General features: G+C 64.3%; 23 protein-coding genes. All 23 read left to right on the top strand.

Annotated features, from left to right (window positions below; genetic code table 11):
- The first annotated feature begins 87 nt into the window (after positions 1-87).
- The 23 genes from PGB34_RS03980 to PGB34_RS03870 all read left to right on the top strand — a co-directional run bounded on the left by PGB34_RS03980 (position 88) and on the right by PGB34_RS03870 (position 18,513).
- Positions 88-744 carry an MlaC/ttg2D family ABC transporter substrate-binding protein gene (locus tag PGB34_RS03980; protein ID WP_271426763.1) on the top strand — a complete coding sequence of 219 codons (657 nt, stop codon included), beginning with the start codon at positions 88-90 and terminating at the stop codon, positions 742-744.
- Between the two features lie 41 nt (positions 745-785).
- Positions 786-1,058 carry an STAS domain-containing protein gene (locus PGB34_RS03975; RefSeq protein ID WP_271426901.1) on the top strand — a complete coding sequence of 91 codons (273 nt, stop codon included), beginning with the start codon at positions 786-788 and terminating at the stop codon, positions 1,056-1,058.
- Between the two features lie 95 nt (positions 1,059-1,153).
- Positions 1,154-2,101: an ABC transporter ATP-binding protein gene (locus tag PGB34_RS03970; protein ID WP_271426762.1), complete on the top strand. Its 948-nt coding sequence runs from the start codon at positions 1,154-1,156 to the stop codon at positions 2,099-2,101.
- The gene (locus tag PGB34_RS03965) at positions 2,098-2,865 is read left to right on the top strand and encodes an ABC transporter permease (RefSeq protein ID WP_271426761.1); all 768 of its coding nucleotides are present in this window, start codon (positions 2,098-2,100) and stop codon (positions 2,863-2,865) included. Before PGB34_RS03970 ends, PGB34_RS03965 begins: the two co-directional genes overlap by 4 nt.
- 9 nt (positions 2,866-2,874) lie before the next feature.
- A complete protein-coding gene (locus tag PGB34_RS03960; RefSeq protein WP_271426760.1) occupies positions 2,875-3,117 on the top strand; it encodes a BolA family protein in 243 nt (80 codons plus the stop codon).
- 91 nt (positions 3,118-3,208) lie between these two features.
- Complete coding sequence (murA, locus tag PGB34_RS03955; protein WP_271426759.1) at positions 3,209-4,486, top strand: UDP-N-acetylglucosamine 1-carboxyvinyltransferase; 1,278 nt, start codon at positions 3,209-3,211, stop codon at positions 4,484-4,486.
- Positions 4,483-5,124 carry an ATP phosphoribosyltransferase gene (gene hisG / locus PGB34_RS03950; RefSeq protein ID WP_271426758.1) on the top strand — a complete coding sequence of 214 codons (642 nt, stop codon included), beginning with the start codon at positions 4,483-4,485 and terminating at the stop codon, positions 5,122-5,124. The genes murA and hisG overlap by 4 nt, the downstream gene beginning before the upstream one ends.
- Before the next feature lie 34 nt (positions 5,125-5,158).
- Positions 5,159-6,514, top strand: a complete 1,356-nt coding sequence (hisD, locus tag PGB34_RS03945) for a histidinol dehydrogenase (protein ID WP_271426757.1) — start codon at positions 5,159-5,161, stop codon at positions 6,512-6,514.
- Positions 6,514-6,882, top strand: a complete 369-nt coding sequence (locus tag PGB34_RS03940; RefSeq protein ID WP_271426756.1) for a hypothetical protein — start codon at positions 6,514-6,516, stop codon at positions 6,880-6,882. Before hisD ends, PGB34_RS03940 begins: the two co-directional genes overlap by 1 nt.
- A 61-nt stretch (positions 6,883-6,943) precedes the next feature.
- Entirely contained in the window at positions 6,944-7,189 is a 246-nt protein-coding gene (locus PGB34_RS03935; protein ID WP_271426755.1) for a CopG family transcriptional regulator, read from the top strand.
- Entirely contained in the window at positions 7,173-7,604 is a 432-nt protein-coding gene (locus PGB34_RS03930; RefSeq protein ID WP_271426754.1) for a PIN domain-containing protein, read from the top strand. The genes PGB34_RS03935 and PGB34_RS03930 overlap by 17 nt, the downstream gene beginning before the upstream one ends.
- The gene (gene hisC / locus PGB34_RS03925) at positions 7,601-8,710 is read left to right on the top strand and encodes a histidinol-phosphate transaminase (RefSeq protein ID WP_271426753.1); all 1,110 of its coding nucleotides are present in this window, start codon (positions 7,601-7,603) and stop codon (positions 8,708-8,710) included. The genes PGB34_RS03930 and hisC overlap by 4 nt, the downstream gene beginning before the upstream one ends.
- Positions 8,707-9,354 (top strand): imidazoleglycerol-phosphate dehydratase HisB, encoded by a 648-nt coding sequence (gene hisB, locus PGB34_RS03920; protein WP_271426752.1) that lies wholly within the window; start codon positions 8,707-8,709, stop codon positions 9,352-9,354. Before hisC ends, hisB begins: the two co-directional genes overlap by 4 nt.
- A gap of 24 nt (positions 9,355-9,378) precedes the next feature.
- Positions 9,379-10,026 (top strand): imidazole glycerol phosphate synthase subunit HisH, encoded by a 648-nt coding sequence (gene hisH, locus PGB34_RS03915; protein WP_271426751.1) that lies wholly within the window; start codon positions 9,379-9,381, stop codon positions 10,024-10,026.
- An 87-nt stretch (positions 10,027-10,113) separates the two neighbouring features.
- The gene (hisA, locus tag PGB34_RS03910) at positions 10,114-10,857 is read left to right on the top strand and encodes a 1-(5-phosphoribosyl)-5-[(5-phosphoribosylamino)methylideneamino]imidazole-4-carboxamide isomerase (RefSeq protein WP_271426750.1); all 744 of its coding nucleotides are present in this window, start codon (positions 10,114-10,116) and stop codon (positions 10,855-10,857) included.
- Between the two features lie 86 nt (positions 10,858-10,943).
- Complete coding sequence (locus PGB34_RS03905; RefSeq protein WP_271426749.1) at positions 10,944-11,786, top strand: D-hexose-6-phosphate mutarotase; 843 nt, start codon at positions 10,944-10,946, stop codon at positions 11,784-11,786.
- A 48-nt stretch (positions 11,787-11,834) separates the two neighbouring features.
- Positions 11,835-12,614: an imidazole glycerol phosphate synthase subunit HisF gene (hisF, locus tag PGB34_RS03900; RefSeq protein ID WP_271426748.1), complete on the top strand. Its 780-nt coding sequence runs from the start codon at positions 11,835-11,837 to the stop codon at positions 12,612-12,614.
- On the top strand, positions 12,611-13,024 hold the full coding sequence (locus PGB34_RS03895) for a VanZ family protein (RefSeq protein WP_271426747.1): 414 nt from the start codon (positions 12,611-12,613) through the stop codon (positions 13,022-13,024). Before hisF ends, PGB34_RS03895 begins: the two co-directional genes overlap by 4 nt.
- A gap of 315 nt (positions 13,025-13,339) precedes the next feature.
- On the top strand, positions 13,340-14,455 hold the full coding sequence (locus tag PGB34_RS03890) for a polysaccharide biosynthesis/export family protein (RefSeq protein WP_271426746.1): 1,116 nt from the start codon (positions 13,340-13,342) through the stop codon (positions 14,453-14,455).
- 83 nt (positions 14,456-14,538) lie between these two features.
- Entirely contained in the window at positions 14,539-15,834 is a 1,296-nt protein-coding gene (gene tviB, locus PGB34_RS03885; protein ID WP_271426745.1) for a Vi polysaccharide biosynthesis UDP-N-acetylglucosamine C-6 dehydrogenase TviB, read from the top strand.
- 22 nt (positions 15,835-15,856) lie between these two features.
- Positions 15,857-16,804, top strand: a complete 948-nt coding sequence (locus tag PGB34_RS03880; RefSeq protein WP_271426744.1) for a Gfo/Idh/MocA family oxidoreductase — start codon at positions 15,857-15,859, stop codon at positions 16,802-16,804.
- Between the two features lie 29 nt (positions 16,805-16,833).
- Complete coding sequence (locus PGB34_RS03875) at positions 16,834-17,421, top strand: acyltransferase (protein ID WP_271426900.1); 588 nt, start codon at positions 16,834-16,836, stop codon at positions 17,419-17,421.
- A 3-nt stretch (positions 17,422-17,424) separates the two neighbouring features.
- Positions 17,425-18,513: a DegT/DnrJ/EryC1/StrS family aminotransferase gene (locus PGB34_RS03870; protein WP_271426743.1), complete on the top strand. Its 1,089-nt coding sequence runs from the start codon at positions 17,425-17,427 to the stop codon at positions 18,511-18,513.
- Positions 18,514-18,543: the final 30 nt, after the last annotated feature.

Below are 18,543 nucleotides of genomic sequence, written 5' to 3'. Positions count from 1 at the left end.
GCGCCGCCGCAGTCTCCAAAGCCGGGACGAGGGCTCCGCCTGAGCCTGCGTCACCCTAGAAAAAATCACACAAGGAAGGTGAGCAAGATGACAAGCCTGATCCAACGTCGCACCCTGGCCCGCTGGGCTGTTTCGGCCACGCTCGTGGCCACCGGCGTCACCGCCTTTGCGCCTGCCTGGGCCGCCGACGAGGCGCCCGACATGCTGGTCAAGCGCCTGTCCACCGAGGTGCTCAACACCATCAAGGCCGACGCTTCCATCAAGGCGGGCGACATCAACAAGATCATGGCGCTGGTCGATACGCAGATCATGCCCAACGTGAACTTCCAGCGCATGACCGCCTCGGCCGTCGGCCCGGCCTGGCGCCAGGCCACGCCCGAGCAGCGCACGCGCCTGCAGCAGGAGTTCAAGACCCTGCTGGTGCGCACCTACGCAGGGGCGCTGGACCAGGTGTCGGACCAGGAGGTGGCCATCAAGCCCTTCCGCGGCACGGCCAACGACAAGGAAGTGCTGGTGCAAAGCGAGATCCGCGGCCGTGGCGACCCGATCCAGCTCGACTACCGCCTGGAAAAGACCCCCGGCCAGGGCTTTGGCTGGAAGGTCTACAACCTCAACGTGATGGGCGTGTGGCTGGTGGAAACCTACCGCACCCAGTTCGCGCAGGAGATCAGCAGCAAGGGCATCGATGGCCTGGTGGCGTCGCTGGCGGCGCGCAACAAGTCCAACGCGGGCACCAAGGGCTGAGCCCCTCACACATGGCCACCCAAGCCGCTTCCGAAGCCGCCATGCTGGTGCTGCCCGCGCGCCTGACGCACGACGAGGCCCCGGCCTGCATGCGCATGCTGCAGCAGGGCCTGGAGGCGCAGCGCGGCTCGGTGGCCATCGTCGACGCGGGCGCGCTGGCCCAGTTCGATTCTTCGGCCATTGCCGTGCTGCTCGAATGCCGGCGCGAGGCGGGCGTCAAGGGCCGCGGCTTTGCCGTCAAGGCGCTGCCCCAGCGCCTGCGCGAGCTGGCCACGCTGTATGGCGTGGCCGGCCTGCTGCCCGCCGCACCTTAGGCAGAAGCGCCCACGGCGCGTCCCGGGCGCCCTGCCGGCGCGGGGATGGCCCCATGCCAGCGGCCGGTGGCCGGGCCGCCTAAAATTCCGGCCCCATGCCCGCGATCTCCTTCCAGTCGGTCTCCAAGACCTATGCATCTTCACGTCAGCAGAAAACGCAGGGCGGCAACGGCCTGCGGGCCCTGGACGATGTGAGTTTCGACATCGAGGAGGGCGAGTTCTTCGGCCTCCTGGGCCCCAACGGCGCGGGCAAAACCTCTTTGATCAGCATCCTGGCCGGCCTGTCGCGCCCCACGGCCGGCCGCGTGAACGTGCGCGGCTATGACGTGCACACGCACTACGCCCAGGCGCGGCGCCAGCTGGGCATCGTGCCGCAGGAGCTGGTCTTCGACCCCTTCTTCAACGTGCGCGAAACGCTGCGCATCCAGTCCGGCTACTTCGGCATCGCCAACAACGAGGCCTGGATCGACGAGCTGCTCCAGAGCCTGGGCCTGGCCGACAAGGCCACGGCCAACCTGCGCCAGCTCTCGGGCGGCATGAAGCGCCGCGTGCTGGTGGCGCAGGCCCTGGTGCACAAGCCGCCCGTGATCGTGCTCGACGAGCCCACGGCGGGGGTGGACGTGGAACTGCGCCAGACGCTGTGGCAGTTCGTGGCGCGCCTGAACAAGCAGGGCAGCACGGTGCTGCTGACCACGCACTACCTGGAAGAGGCCGAGGCCCTGTGCAACCGCATCGCCATGCTCAAGAAGGGCCAGCTGATCGCGCTGAACCGCACCAGCGAGCTGCTGAAGTCCGCGGCCAGCAACGTGCTGCGCTTCAAGACCGATGGCAACCTGCCCTGGGCGCTGGCCCAGCATGCGCGCATCACGGGGCGCATCGTGCAACTGCCGGCGCGCGACGCCGGCGAAGTTGAACAACTGCTGGCCAGCCTGCGTGAAGCAGGCGTGGCCATCGAGGACGTGGAAATGCGAAAGGCCGACCTGGAAGACGTGTTCATTGACCTGATGGCCGGCGAGCAGACACCCCTGGAGGTGGCACGATGATCGCCGGCGCACTGGGCTGGCGCGCGCTTCTGTACAAGGAGACGCTGCGCTTCTGGAAGGTGGGTGCGCAGACCATCGGCGCGCCGGTGCTCACGGCCGTGCTGTATCTCATGGTCTTCGGCCATGTGCTGGAGGACCACGTGAAGGTCTACGGCAGCGTCAGCTACACGGCCTTCCTGATCCCGGGCCTGGTGATGATGAGCGTGCTGCAGAACGCCTTCGCCAACAGCTCGTCCTCGCTGATCCAGAGCAAGATCATGGGCAGCCTGGTGTTCGTGCTGCTCACGCCGCTGTCGCACTGGGGCTGGTTCTTTGCCTACGTGGGGTCGTCGGTGCTGCGCGGGTTGATCGTCGGCATGGGCGTGCTGCTGGTCACGCTGTTCTTTGCGGTGCCGCCCTTTGCCGCGCCGCTGTGGATCGTCGTGTTCGCCTTCCTGGGCGCGGCGCTGTTGGGCACGCTGGGGCTGATCGCCGGGTTGTGGGCCGAGAAGTTCGACCAGATGGCGGTGTTCCAGAACTTCCTGATCATGCCCATGACCTTCCTGTCGGGCGTGTTCTATTCCATCCATTCGCTGCCGGCCTTCTGGCAGGGCGTGAGCCACGCGAACCCCTTCTTCTACATGATCGACGGCTTTCGCTACGGCTTCTTCGGCATCTCGGACGTTTCGCCCTGGCTCAGCCTGGGCATCGTGGGTGGCGCCTGGCTGGTCGTGAGCGCGCTGGCCGTCCATCTGCTGCGCATCGGCTACAAGATCAGAGGCTAGCCCCACCCCATGACCGCTGAAGAACTGCAATCCATCATCGAAGCGGGCCTGGCCTGCGAGCACATCACGCTCGAGGGCGACGGCCGCCATTGGTACGCGACCATCGTCTCGGCCGAGTTCGAGGGCAAGCGCGCCATCCAGCGCCACCAGCGGGTGTACGCCACCCTGGGTGCCAAAATGCACACCGATGAAGTGCACGCGCTGTCGATGAAAACCTTCACCCCGGCAGAGTGGGCCGCACAGGCCCCTTGAGATCGGCACGGGGCGTCAGGCGCCTGGCATCGAGCGCGAAGCTGCCGACTCGAGACGCCTGAGGCCCGACGCCCCACCTTTTGGAATGCAGATGGACAAACTCCTGATCCGCGGCGGACGCACGCTGCATGGCGAAGTGCCTGTTTCCGGCGCCAAGAACGCGGCCCTGCCCGAGCTGTGCGCCGCGCTGCTCACGGCGCAGCCCGTGCTGCTGCACAACGTGCCGCGTCTGGAAGACGTGAGCACCATGCTCAAGCTGGTGCGCCACATGGGCGTGATCGCCGAGCGCGACGACAACGGCACGGTGCGCCTGAACGCAGCCGAGTTGACGCGCCCGGAAGCTCCGTACGAGCTGGTCAAGACCATGCGCGCCTCGGTGCTGGCACTGGGTCCGCTGCTGGCCCGCTTCGGCCACGCCAAGGTGTCGCTGCCCGGCGGCTGCGGCATCGGCTCGCGTCCGGTGGACCAGCACATCAAGGGGCTGCGCGCGATGGGCGCCGAAATCGAGGTGGAGCACGGCTACATGATGGCCAGGCTGCCGACCGGCCGCACCCGCCTGCGCGGCACGCGCATCACCACCGACATGGTGACCGTGACCGGCACCGAGAACCTGCTGATGGCCGCCGCGCTGGCCGAAGGCGAAACGGTGCTGGAGAACGCGGCCCAGGAGCCCGAGATTCCCGACCTGGCCGAGATGCTGATCGCCATGGGCGCGAAGATCGAAGGGCATGGCTCAAGCCGCATCCGCATCCAGGGCGTGGACAGCCTGCGCGGCGCCAGCCACACGGTGGTGGCCGACCGCATCGAGGCCGGCACCTTCCTGTGCGCCGTGGCTGCGGCCGGCGGCGACGTGCTGCTGAAGAACGCGCGCGCCGACCACCTGGACGCCGTGATCGACAAGCTGCTCGAAGCCGGTGCGCAGATCGAGGCCGTGGACGGCGGCATCCGCGTGCGCGCCGAAGGCCGGCTGAAGGCGCAGAGCTTCCGCACCACCGAGTACCCGGGCTTTCCGACCGACATGCAGGCGCAGTTCATGGCGCTCAACGCGGTTTCCGAAGGCGCCTCGACGGTGACCGAAACCATCTTCGAGAACCGCATGATGCACGTCAACGAGCTGCTGCGCCTGGGCGCCCGCATCCAGACGGATGGGCGCACGGCCGTGATCGAAGGCGTGCCGCGCCTATCAGGCGCCACCGTGATGGCCACCGATCTGCGGGCCTCGGCCTGCCTGGTGATCGCCGGCCTGGTGGCCGAGGGCGAGACCCTGGTGGACCGCATCTACCACCTGGATCGCGGCTACGACCGCATCGAGGCCAAGCTGGGTGCGCTGGGCGCCGACATCGAGCGCCTGTCGGGGAGCCGCGCATGATCACTCTGGCGCTTTCCAAGGGCCGCATCTTCGAAGAGACCATGCCCCTGCTGGCCGCGGCCGGCATCGAGGTGACCGAAGACCCCGACAAGTCGCGCAAGCTGATCCTGCCGACCACGCGCCCCGACGTGCGGGTGGTGCTGGTGCGCGCGTCCGACGTGCCCACCTATGTGCAGTACGGCGGCGCCGACCTGGGCGTGACGGGCCTGGACGTGCTGCTGGAGCATGGCAACCAGGGCATGTACCAGCCGCTGGACCTGAAGATCGCCGCCTGCCGCCTCAGCGTGGCCGTGCGCGCCGACTACGACTATGCCAACGCCGTGAAGCAGGGCGCGCGCCTGAAGGTGGCCACCAAGTACGTGAACCTGGCGCGCGAGTTCTTCGCGGCCAAGGGCGTGCACGTGGACCTGATCAAGCTCTACGGCAGCATGGAGCTGGCGCCGCTCACCGGCCTGGCCGATGCCATCGTCGACCTGGTGTCCACCGGCAACACCCTCAAGGCCAACCAACTGGTCGAGGTGGAGCGCATCATGGACATCAGCGCCCGCCTGGTCGTGAACCAGGCTGCGCTCAAGCTCAAGCGCGCACCCATGCGCCACATCATCGACGCCTTCGCGTCGGCCGTTGCCCAGCCCTGATTCCCAGTCCTTCCTTCTTTCTGCAAGACCGCTCATGAGCCTGCAAGCCCAGCCCCTGCGCCTCGCCACCTCCGCGCCCGATTTCGAGGCCGCGTTCAAGGCGCGGCTGCATTGGTCGGCCGACCAGGACGCGGCCATCGAACAGCGCGTGGCCGACATCCTGGCCGATGTGCGCGCGCGTGGTGATGCGGCGGTGCTGGAGTACACCGAACGCTTCGATGGCCTGCGCGCGCAGAGTCTGCAGGCGCTGGAGCTCAATGCAGGGGAGCTCAAGGCCGCTTTCGAGGCGCTGCCTGCGGCGCAGCGACAGGCGCTGGAATCGGCCGCGCGCCGCGTGCGCAGCTACCACGAGGCCCAGAAGAAGGCCAGCGGCGAAAGCTGGAGCTACCGCGATGAAGACGGCACGCTGCTGGGCCAGAAGGTCACGCCGCTGGACCGCGTGGGCATCTACGTGCCTGGTGGCAAGGCGGCCTATCCGTCCAGCGTGCTGATGAACGCCATCCCGGCCCATGTGGCTGGCGTGGGCGAAATCATCATGGTCGTGCCCACGCCGCGCGGCGAGAAGAACCCGCTGGTCCTGGCCGCCGCCCACGTGGCCGGCGTCACGCGCGCCTTCACCATCGGTGGCGCGCAGGCCGTGGCCGCGCTGGCCTACGGCACGGCCACCGTGCCTGCGGTGGACAAGATCACCGGCCCGGGCAATGCCTACGTGGCCGCCGCCAAGCGCCGCGTCTTCGGCACCGTGGGCATCGACATGATCGCCGGCCCCAGCGAGATCCTGGTGCTGGCCGATGGCAGCACGCCGCCCGAGTGGGTGGCGATGGACCTGTTCAGCCAGGCCGAGCACGACGAGCTGGCGCAGAGCATCCTGCTGTGCCCGGACGCCGACTACATAGCCGCCGTGCAGCGCGAGATCGACCGGCTGCTGCCCACGATGCCGCGCGCGCAGATCATCGCCGCCAGCCTCAACGGCCGCGGCGCGCTGATCCACACGCGCGACATGGAAGAAGCCTGCGCCATCAGCAACCGCATTGCGCCCGAGCACCTGGAAGTCTCCAGCAGCGAGCCGCACCGCTGGGAGCCGCTGCTGCGCCATGCGGGCGCGATCTTCCTGGGCGCCTACACCAGCGAGAGCCTGGGCGACTACTGCGCCGGCCCCAACCACGTGCTGCCCACCAGCGGCACCGCGCGCTTTTCGTCGCCGCTGGGCGTGTACGACTTCCAGAAGCGCAGCAGCCTGATCGAGGTGAGCGAGGCCGGCGCGCAGGTGCTGGGCCCGGTGGCGGCCGAGCTGGCCTATGGCGAAGGCCTGCAGGCCCACGCGCGCGCGGCCGAAATGCGCCTGGCCCAGGTGCCGCCCATGCGCGGCACCTCCGACGCGGCCCCCTGATGAAGCCCCGAGCCCTGCATCGGCTGGCTGGGCTGCTGGTGCTTGCGCTGCAGCTGTTGCCCGCGCCGGCGCAGGCCATGAGCATCCGCGAGCTGCGCACGCTCGAAGCGCAGGAGGCCGAAGGCCGCAACCGCGCCAGCTACTACCTCGTGGGCGTGCTCGAAGGCCTGCGCGAGGCTGCCGACGCCGCGCAGCGGGCGGGCGCCAGGCCGGCCTTCTGCGCCAACGGCCGCCGGCTGGAGCCGGCGATGGCGCGGCCCCTCTACGAAGGCGAACTGCGGCGCAACGCCGATCTGTACGAAGCCGACATGCCGGTGCCGCTGGTGCTGGCCGCTGCGCTGCAGGCCGCGTACCGCTGCGAGCCCTGAGAAGCAAGCCGGAATATCAACACGAACTTCGTGTTGCACGAGATTCGTGTACCATGCGCCCATGAAGAACGTCACCATCACCGTGGACGAGGGCGTGCTGGAATGGGCTCGCGTCGAGGCGGCGCGGCGGGGTTCCAGCGTCTCGCGCATGGTCGGCGAGATGCTGGCGGACAAGATGCGCCACGACGACGCCTACGAGCGGGCCTATCGCGAATGGCAATTCGATGACCGTCGCTGGATGTCCGACGGACAGGCGCCCTTTGCACGCGACGAGATCTATGCCGAGCGCCTTGCCCGTTTTCGTTGACACCAACATCCTGCTGTACGCCGATGACGGCGTCGATGAAAGCAAGCGACAGCGCGCGCGGCTCTGGCTCGATCATCTCTGGCTCACGCACCGCGGGCGATTGAGTACGCAGGTGCTCAACGAGTACTACGTCAACGCCATCCGCAAGCTGCACATGAGCCAGGGTGATGCGCGCGCCAAGGTGCGCCGCATGCAGCTCTGGCAGCCCTGGCAGATCGACCACCAGACGGTGGAGGCTGCATGGGGCGTGGAGGCCAGGCATGGCTTTTCCTTCTGGGATTCGCTCATCGTCGCAGCCGCCATGCAGGCCGGCTGCGGGCACCTGATCACCGAAGACATGCAGCACGGGCAGCGCGTGGAATCGCTCACCATCCTCAACCCCTTTCTGTCCCTCCCGGACGAGTTACCCCAATGACTGCTCCCCTTGACCGCATCCGCCCCGACGTGCAGGCCATGCATGCCTATGCCGTGCAGGACGCGCGGGGCTTGCTCAAGCTCGACGCGATGGAGAACCCCTACGGCCTGCCGCCCGCGCTGCAGGCCGCGCTGGGCGAACGCCTGGGTGCGCTGGCGCTCAACCGCTACCCCGGCGCGCGGGGCGACGACCTGAAGGCCGCCCTGGCCGCGCATGTGCAACTGCCCGAAGGCCAGGCTTTGATGCTGGGCAACGGCTCGGACGAACTGATCGGCCTGCTGTCCATGGCCTGCGACCTCCCCGGCGCAACCGTCGTGGCACCCGCGCCGGGCTTCGTCATGTACGCCATGAGCGCCCAGCTGCAGGGCCTGCGCTACGTGGGCGTGCCGCTGACGGCCGATTTCGAGCTCGACGAAGCCGCGATGCTGGCCGCCATCGAAAAGGAGAAGCCGGCCATCCTGTACCTGGCCTACCCCAACAACCCCACGGCCAACCTGTGGGACCGCGAGGTGGTGCGCCGCCTCGTGGCCGCCCAGGGCGCTCAGGGCGGGCTGGTGGTCATGGACGAGGCCTACCAGCCTTTCGCCAGCCACAGCTGGCTTGACGAGATCCGCCTGGACCCGGCCGCCCACGCGCATGTGCTGCTGATGCGCACGCTCAGCAAGTTCGGCCTGGCCGGCGTGCGCCTGGGCTACCTCATCGGCCCCGCGGCGCTGGTGGCGCAGATCGACAAGGTGCGTCCGCCCTACAACGTCAGCGTGCTGAACTGCGAATGCGCTCTGTTCGCGCTGGAACACGCCGACGTGTTCGCGCAGCAGGCCGCCGCCATCCGCGCCGAGCGCGATGCGCTGCTGGCGCGGCTGGCCGATCTGCCGGGCGTGAAGGTCTGGCCCAGCGACGCCAACATGGTGCTGCTGCGCGTGCAGGGCGGCGCGCAGGGCGCGCACGAGCGCGCCGACGCCGTGTTCGAAGGCATGAAGCAGCGCGGCGTGCTGGTGAAGAACGTTTCTAGAATGCACCCGCTGCTGGCCCAGTGCCTGCGCCTGACCGTCGGCTCCGCCGAAGACAACGCGCGCATGCTCGAAGCCCTGCGCCAATCCCTATGACAGCCTCCACGACACCCACCAGCGCCAGCGCCGCGATCCATGCCGGCCAGAGCGGCGAGCGCACCGCCGATGTTTCGCGCAACACGGCCGAAACCAAAATCCGCGTGCGCGTCAATCTCGACGGCAGCGGCCAGGCCAGTCTGGCCACCGGCATCGGCTTCTTCGACCACATGCTGGACCAGATCGCCCGCCATGGGCTGATCGACCTGGACATCCAGTGCGAGGGCGACCTGCACATCGACGGCCACCACACCGTCGAAGACGTGGGCATCACCCTGGGCCAGGCCGTGGCCAGGGCCGTGGGCGACAAGAAGGGCATCCGCCGCTACGGCCATGCCTACGTGCCGCTGGACGAAGCGCTGTCGCGCGTGGTGATCGACTTCTCGGGCCGCCCGGGCCTGCACATGGACGTGCAGTTCACCAGCGGCACCGTGGGCGGCTTCGATACCCAGCTGGCCTTCGAGTTCTTCCAGGGCTTCGTCAACCACGCGGGCGCCACGCTGCACATCGACAACCTCAAGGGCGTGAACGCACACCACCAGTGCGAGACCATCTTCAAGGCCTTTGCCCGCGCCGTGCGCGCCGCGCTCGAACTGGACCCCCGTTCGGCCGGCGTCATCCCTTCCACCAAAGGCTCCCTCTAAGCCCACCCGCCTGGTCCGAGCGTCATGAGCAATTCCGTCGCCGTCGTCGATTACGGCATGGGCAATCTGTGGTCCGTTTCCCAGGCCGTGCGCCATGCGGCCGATGCCGCCGGCGTGGAGGTCTTCGTCACTGCCGACCCCGAGGTGGTGCGCCGCGCCACGCGCGTGGTGCTGCCGGGGCAGGGCGCCATGCCCGACTGCATGCACGAGCTGCGCGCCTCCGGCCTGCAGGAATCGGTGCTCGAAGCCGCGGCCAGCAAGCCGCTGTTCGGCGTCTGCGTGGGCATGCAGATGATGCTCTCGCGCAGCGAGGAAGGCCCCACCGATGGCCTGGACCTGATCCCGGGCCAGGTGCAGCGCTTCGCGCTCGAAGGCCAGCGCCAGGCCGACGGCAGCCGCTTCAAGGTGCCGCAGATGGGCTGGAACCAGGTCTGGCAGAGCCAGCCCCATGCGCTGTGGGCCGGCGTGCCCGACGGCAGCCACTTCTACTTCGTCCACAGCTTCTATGCGCGGCCCGAGCTGGCGGTGCACAGCGTGGGCGAGGCGGACTACGGCGCGCGCTTTACCGCTGCCGTGGCCCGCGATAATATTTTTGCGACCCAGTTCCACCCCGAGAAAAGCGCCGACCGCGGCCTCCAGCTGTACCGCAACTTCCTGCACTGGAACCCCTGATACGGAGGCCGTGCGCCGGGCGTTTCTTGCGTTCAGCGCGCTGACTTCCCACCCGACGCTCATCGCTCAACGTCTGCTTCCCACCCCATGCTTCTCATTCCCGCCATCGACCTCAAGGACGGCCACTGCGTTCGACTCAAGCAGGGCGACATGGACCAATCCACCGTGTTCAGCGAAGACCCGGCCGCCATGGCGCGCCAGTGGGTGGACCGCGGCGCGCGCCGCCTGCACCTGGTGGACCTGAACGGCGCCTTCGCCGGCAAGCCCCAGAACCACGCGGCCATCAAAGCCATCCTGCGCGAAGTGGGTGAAGACATTCCGGTGCAACTGGGCGGCGGCATCCGCGACCTGGACACCATCGAGCGCTACATCGACGACGGCCTGCGCTACGTCATCATCGGCACCGCGGCCGTGAAGAACCCCGGCTTCCTCAAGGACGCCTGCATCGCCTTCGGCGGCCACATCATCGTGGGCCTGGACGCCAAGGACGGCAAGGTGGCCACCGACGGCTGGAGCAAGCTCACGGGCCATGAAGTGGTGGACCTGGGCAAGAAGTTCGAGGACTACGGCGTCGAGTCCATCATCTACACCGACATCGGCCGCGACGGCATGCTCTCGGGCATCAACATCGACGCCACCGTCAAGCTGGCCCAGTCGCTGAACATTCCGGTCATCGCCTCCGGCGGGCTGTCGAATATGGCCGACATCGAGCAGCTGTGCGCGGTGGAAGACGAAGGTGTCGAAGGCGTGATCTGCGGCCGGGCCATCTATTCGGGCGACCTGGATTTCGCCGCGGCGCAGACGCGCGCGGACGCGCTGGCGCGGCGCTGAGCCTGCTGCGCGTTCAGACCCACTTGCACGAGCGAAGGTTTCACAACAAAAAAGGGAGGATCCGCGCCATGTCTGTACGGAGCAAGATGACAACCGAGAGCCTGGCCGGGCAGCCGGCCGTGGCATTGGCCCTGCCCCAGGGCGATCGCGTGCTGGTGACCCTGCACGGCGGCCAGGTGGTGTCCTGGCAGAGTGCGGACGAGGCCGGACGGCTGACCGAACGCCTCTACCTCAGCCCCCGGTCGGTGTTCGATGGCAGCTTCCCGATCCGCGGCGGTGTGCCCGTGTGCTGGCCGCAGTTCAACAGGCGCGGCCCGCTGGTCAAGCACGGCTTCGTGCGCAACCTGCCCTGGCAGCCGGTGCCCACCGATGTGCCCGACACGCTGGTCTTGCGCCTGGCCAGCAGCGAGGCCTCGCGCGCCTTCTGGCCCGAAAGCTTCGAGGCCACGCTGACGGTGCAACTGGCCCCGGCCAGCCTGCGCATTGCGCTGGACGTGCGCAACACCGGCGATACGCCCTGGTCGTTCACGGGCGCCCTGCACACCTACCTGCATGTGCAGGACGCAGCCGCTGTCAGCCTGCATGGCCTGCAAGGCGCCGCCCGCTGGGACGCCGTGCGCGACACGCACAGCACCGAGGCCTCGCCGGCCCTGCGCTTCGGCGAAGAGTTCGACAGCGTCTTTGCCGCGCAGTCGGCGCCACTGCTCCTGCAAGACGGCGCCCGGCGCCTGCAGATCAGCCAAAGCGCCAGCTGCACCGAAACCGTGGTCTGGAACCCCGGCCCGGCGCTCTGCGCGAAGCTGCCCGACCTGCCCGATGACGGCTGGCGCCACATGCTGTGCGTGGAGGCTGCCTGCATCGACACGCCCCAACTCGTGCCGCCCGGTGCCCACTGGCAGGCGTGGCAAGCGCTGCACGCACTGGCCTGAAGCGCCTTTCACCCCGCATCCTTTCCAAGTCTCTACGCTGCTTCTTCCATGCTTGCCAAACGCATCATTCCCTGCCTCGACGTGACCGGCGGCCGTGTGGTCAAGGGTGTCAACTTCGTCGAGCTGCGCGATGCCGGCGACCCCGTGGAGATTGCAGCCCGCTACAACGCGCAGGGCGCCGACGAACTCACCTTCCTCGACATCACGGCCACCAGCGACGGCCGAGACCTGATCCTGCCCATCATCGAAGCCGTGGCTTCGCAGGTCTTCATTCCGCTCACGGTGGGTGGCGGCGTGCGCACGGTCGACGACGTGCGCCGCCTGCTCAACGCGGGCGCCGACAAGACCAGCTTCAACTCCGCCGCCATCGCCAACCCCCAGGTGATCGAGGACGCGTCGCGCAAGTACGGCGCGCAGTGCATCGTGGTGGCCATCGACGCCAAGCGCCGCAGCCCCGAAGAAGCCGCCACGCGTGGCCCGGGCTGGGACGTGTACAGCCACGGCGGCCGCAAGAACACCGGGCTGGACGCCGTGCAATGGGCTGCCGAGATGGCGCGCCGCGGCGCCGGCGAGATCCTTCTGACCAGCATGGACCGCGACGGCACCAAGAGTGGCTTCGACCTGGAGCTCACCCGCGCCGTGAGCGAGGCCGTGAGCGTGCCCGTCATCGCATCGGGTGGCGTCGGCAACCTCGACCACCTCGCCGACGGCGTGCAGCAGGGCGGCGCCGATGCCGTGCTGGCCGCCAGCATCTTCCACTACGGTGATCACACCGTGGGTGAAGCCAAGGCGCGCATGGCCGCGCGCGGCATCCCGGTGCGGCTGTGAGCCGCCCGGTGCCTGCGCATCCCTCCTCTGTTGCCGGCCTGGCCCGGCTGTGGCGCACCCCCCGCTTCTGGCGTGCGCTGTTCGCTGCGGCCTTGCTGGGCGTGCTGGTGCTCAGCCTGATGCCACCTTCGCCCGCACTGCCCACCACCGGCTGGGACAAGAGCAACCATGCCTTGGGCTTTGCAACGCTGGCCTTTCTGGGCTTGTGCGCCTTTCCGGGTGGATGGCGGACAGCACTGATCCTGATGATCGGGCTCTTGGCCTACGGCGCTGTCATCGAAGTCCTGCAATCCTTCACGCCTGCGCGCATGGCGGAGTGGGCTGATTTGTGGGCCGATGGCATGGGCCTGCTCATCGGCTGGGCCATACACCGCATTGTTCGCAAAGCCTGGGCGCCGCTCCCGGGCTGAACCAAACAAGCACAGAAAAAGCCTTTTCGCATCCCCTGTTTGCGGGATGCCTCACGAATTTACGCACCACTGTGGCTCATAGCCAAATGTCACTGCCACGCGATTGTGCGTTCCGCTTTGATCGACAATCATCCACAATCCTGTCAACTAGGGCTGACCTGTGATCGGGTGTAGTTATTGTTATTTTTTGTGAATTTTGCAAGTTAATTCGTTTGACTTCATACATCTGAAAATATGGGTGGCTCATTTCAAGCTGGGAGGAGTATGACAAAAAGTAAGAGGACCAATGTGTTGAGCAGAAGCTTGTTGCTGTGCATGGCCGTTGCCATGGCTGGGTGTTCGTCGATCGTGCCGGGAATGGGGAACGTCAGCCCCTATGCCGATCAATCGCTGCCCACGCAATTCGACTACCTGGCGGATGAAGCCCCCGAAGGCCGCATCACGCCGATCTCGCTGGCCCTGGTGCGCACCCTGGCGCAGCAGGCGCCGCAGGGCATCCCCCCGGAAGTGCAGACCCTGTTCGGTCAGCCCATGCCCTACACCATCGGACCCGGCGACGTGCTGGGCGTGATCGTCTACGACCATCCGGAGCTGCTGCCCAATTCCGGGGCCGTGATCTCGCAGTCTGTTGACCCCACCGGTGTGCAGGTGGCCCCCGGCTTCATTGTTAACTCGAAGGGCGAAATTGCCTTTCCATATGTGGGCCGGGTCCGTGTACAGGGCTTGACTGAAGCAGAGGCCTCCGACCTCATACGCAACCGAATCGCAGCCCAAGTCCGCGATCCGCAAGTGACGGTGCGGATCCAGTCTTTTCGCAGCCGCCGTGTGCATGTCGAAGGCGAAGTGCGGACTCCGGGCCAACAGATCATCACCGATGTGCCCATGACGCTCAACGAGGCCATCAGTCGTGCCGGAGGCATGACCGCCAATGGCAATCGCTCGGCAGTCACGCTCATCCGCGAAGGTCGCTCTATTCCCATCAATCTGACCCGCCTGCGTGATACCGGCCACGATGCCAATGCCATCCCGTTGCACAACGGCGACACCGTGCGGGTGGCCCATCGCGAAGACAGCAAGGTCTTCGTTATGGGCGAGGTGCTTGCCCCACTAGCCCTACCCATGCGCAGCGACGGGCACTTGAGCCTTAGCGAAGCCTTGGGCGAAACCGGGGGCCCCGCAGGCGCCACCGCTCATGCAGGGCAGATCTATGTGATTCGGGAAGGCGCGAAGACCGGCAGTCCGGCGATCTTTCACCTGGATGCGAAGAACCCCGCCGCCATGGCGGTGGCCGGCCAGTTCAATTTGCAGCCGCACGACGTCGTCTATGTAGATCCCGTGCCGCTGGTCAAGTGGAACCGCGTGGTCAGCTTGATTCTTCCGTCGTCTCAAGCAGTGAATACAGCCAGCCAGATTTATGTCAGACACCGTTAAACCGTTTTACATGACAACGATCCTGCGAATTTTCCAAGGCTTGCCTAGTATTCAGAAATGTAAACTTGCATCAAATTAAGTTTATGAATGTTGCTTCTTTAAAAATTGCTGTAATTGGCTTGGGCTATGTTGGCCTGCCTTTGGCTGTTGAGTTTGGCAAAAAACAAAAAGTTATTGGATTTGATATAAATTGTCAAAGAATTGAAGAGTTGATGTCGGGTCGTGATCACACGCTGGAAGTCTCGGCTGAAGAATTGAAAGAAGCTACACATTTAAAATATAGCTTCAATGTTGAAGAGCTTGCCTCCTGCAACATTTTCATTGTTACCGTACCGACTCCTGTTGATAGTGCCAATCGTCCCGACCTAAATCCTCTCATTAGGGCTAGTGAAACCATCGGAAAGGTATTGCCTGAGGGCGCAATTGTTGTTTACGAGTCGACCGTATTCCCCGGCGCTACGGAAGAGGTATGCGTACCAATTCTTGAAAAAATAAGCGGTAAAAAATTCAACAAGGATTTTTTCTGCGGCTACAGTCCCGAAAGAATTAACCCCGGTGATAAAGTCAATACGCTGACAAAAATCAAGAAGATCACGAGCGGTTCTACAGAAGAAATCGCAAAGCTGGTCGACCAGCTCTATGCTTCGATCATCACTGCCGGCACCTACAAGGCCAGCAGCATCAAGGTTGCCGAAGCGGCAAAAGTCATTGAAAACACCCAACGCGACCTGAATATCGCCTTGGTCAACGAGCTGTCCGTGATCTTTGACCGGCTGGGCATTGACACGCTAGACGTGCTGGAAGCCGCTGGAAGCAAGTGGAACTTCCTGCCGTTCAGGCCAGGTTTGGTTGGCGGGCACTGTATTGGCGTCGACCCGTACTACCTCACGCACAAGGCCGAAGAGGTGGGCTACCACCCGCAGGTCATTCTTGCGGGCCGCCGCATCAATGACAACATGGCGCGTTACGTGGCGCGCAACACCATCAAGCACATGCTGCGCAATGGCATGGACGTGCCGCGTTGCCGCGTTGGCGTGCTGGGAATTACCTTCAAGGAAAACTGCCCCGACATTCGCAACAGCAAGGTTGCGGACCTGGTGAACGAATTCAAGGCGTGGGGCGCGCAAGTGGTAGTAGCAGACCCCTGGGCAGATGCAGAAGAAGTCGAGCACGAATACGGGTTGCGCCTCGGTGTGGTAGATGAAGAGCACCCTGTGGATGCCATTGTGGTGGCTGTGGGCCATAACGAATATCGACAGCTGTCGCCTGAAGAATTGCGCGCCCTGTGCCGTGGCAACAAGCCGGTTCTGGCTGACGTCAAGAGCCTTTTTAACCGCCATGCAGCCGCAGCAGCCGGCTTCACCGTTTTCCGTCTTTAAGCCTCGGGCGCAAAAAAAGCAAATGAAGAATTTCGCATTGATCGGAGCCGCTGGCTACATCGCTCCCCGCCACATGCGGGCCATCAAAGACACGGGCAATCATCTGGCCGTTGCCTACGATGTCAACGATTCCGTGGGCATCATTGACAGCATCTCACCGCAAAGCGAGTTTTTCACTGAGTTCGAGCGTTTTTATGAGCATGCGCAATGCCTGCGCCGCGACCCGGCCACGGCATTGCACTACGTGAGCGTGTGTTCGCCTAACTATCTGCATCACCCGCACATTGCTGCGGGGCTGCGCTTGGGCGCAGACGTCATCTGTGAAAAGCCTCTGGTGCCGACGCCCGAACTGTTGGACGAACTGGCGCGGGTAGAGGAAGAAACCGGCCGGCGCGTATTCAATATCCTGCAGCTGCGCCATCATGACGCCATCCTGAAGCTGCGTGACAAGGTTGCCGCCGCACCGGCAGACACCAAATTCGATGTGGAGCTGACCTACATCACCTCTCGCGGCAAGTGGTACGCAGAAAGCTGGAAGGGTGACCCGCGCCAGTCTTTCGGCGTGGCCACCAATATCGGCGTGCACTTTTACGACATGCTGCACTTCGTGTTTGGCCAACTGCAGAAAAACGCCGTTCACTACAGCGGCGAAACCAAGGCCGCCGGCTATCTGGAATACGAACGTGCCCGAGTGCGCTGGTTCCTTTCGATCGACGCCAATGACCTGCCTGACGAGGTGAAAGGCAAAAAGCCTACCTTCCGGAGCATCGACATCAGCGGCGAGCAATTGGAGTTCTCCGAAGGCTTCACCGACCTGCACACCGTCAGCTACCAGGAGGTGCTGGCAGGCCGTGGCTACGGGCTGCAGGCTGCGCGCCATGCAGTGGAAACCGTCAACGTCATCCGCACTGCGCGCGTGGTGCGCGGCGAAGCGGGTGAAGTCCACCCGTATGTGCAGCGCCTAGCATGAACGGCAGCAACCTGCATGACCGTACCAGCATGAGTTACACCGCACACCCCAGCGCCATCATTGACGAAGGCGCACAAATTGGCGAAGGCACACGCATCTGGCATTGGGTGCACGTCAGTCCCCAGGCGCGCATTGGCAAGGGCTGCTCTTTGGGTCAGAACGTTTATGTGGGCAATGACGTGGAAATTGGCAACAACGTCAAGATCCAAAACAACGTGAGCGTGTACGACGCCGTAACGCTGGAAGATGACGTGTTCTGCGGCCCGAGCATGGTATTCACCAACGTCTATAACCCGCGATCAGCTGTCGCCCGCAAGAACGAGTACCGCCGCACCTTGATTCGGCAAGGTGCAACACTGGGTGCCAATTGCACCATCGTGTGCGGCAACACCATAGGCCGCTACGCTTTTGTGGGAGCTGGCGCTGTGGTCAATAAAGACGTGCTGGACTATGCGCTAATGGTGGGGGTGCCCGCCCGCCACATTGGGTGGATGAGCGAGTTTGGTGAGCAACTTGATTTACCGGTAAATGGCTCGGGTGAAGCCAACTGTCAGCATACGGCCACGCGCTACGTGTTGACGGATGGCCGAGTTGAAAAGATGGAAAGAAGGCCCTGAAAAATGGAATTTATCGATCTCAAGGCGCAATACCAAGAACTCAAGGCCGCCATCGATGCTGGCATTGCGCGCGTGCTGGCTCACGGAAAATTTATTCTGGGCCCGGAAGTGACAGAGCTGGAGGAAAAGCTGGCCATCTATACGGGAGCCGCACACTGCATCAGTGTCGCAAATGGCACCGATGCGTTGCAGATTGCATTGATGGCCTTGGGCGTCGGGCCCGGCGATGAAGTTATTACGCCCGGCTTTACCTATATTGCCACCGCCGAGACCGTCGCGCTGCTGGGTGCTAAACCTGTATATGTGGATGTGGACGCTCGGACCTGCAATCTGGATCCCGCGCTGCTGCAGGCTGCCATTACGCCTAAAACCAAGGCCATTATTCCTGTTAGCTTGTACGGCCAGTGCGCCGATTATGACGTCATCAACACCATCGCGCAAAAAAATGGCCTACCTGTCATTGAAGATGCGGCACAGAGTTTTGGTGCTACTTACAGGGGCCGCAAGAGCTGCAACCTAACCACCATTGCCTGCACCAGTTTTTTTCCAAGTAAACCACTGGGGTGCTACGGCGATGGCGGAGCGATTTTCACAAACGATAATTCCCTCGCGAAGGCGATGAATCAAATCGCCCGCCATGGGCAAGATCGCCGCTACCACCACGTCCGCATAGGAGTAAACAGTCGGCTAGATACTCTGCAAGCAGCCATTCTGCTTCCAAAGTTGTTAGTACTTGATCAAGAGGTTAGAGCACGGCAGCAAGTAGCGAATCAATACGAAAATCTTCTCAAGACCTTGCCATTTTCGCTCCCAAAAATAAATTCTGATAATGTCAGTGCGTGGGCACAGTACACGATTCAAACTGACGAGCGTGATAAAGTGCAGGAGAGGTTGCAGTCCCTCGGCGTTCCGACGGCTGTGCACTATCCGATCCCACTTAACAAACAGCCCGCGGTTTCAGATGGTAATTCCCTGCTTCCGGTTGGCGATGCTCTATCTAATCGTGTACTAAGTCTTCCGATGCATCCATATATGAATTTTGAAGATCAGCTATTCGTAGCTAATGCATTGAAAGAATCTGTGGTTGGCTAGCTGTTCCAATGGTTACTAGGAATGAGAATT

Source organism: Xenophilus arseniciresistens (genome assembly GCF_028023875.1).
In the GTDB taxonomy this organism is placed as follows: Bacteria; Pseudomonadota; Gammaproteobacteria; order Burkholderiales; family Burkholderiaceae_C; genus Xenophilus; species Xenophilus arseniciresistens.
This window is presented reverse-complemented; position numbering and strand designations above follow the sequence as displayed.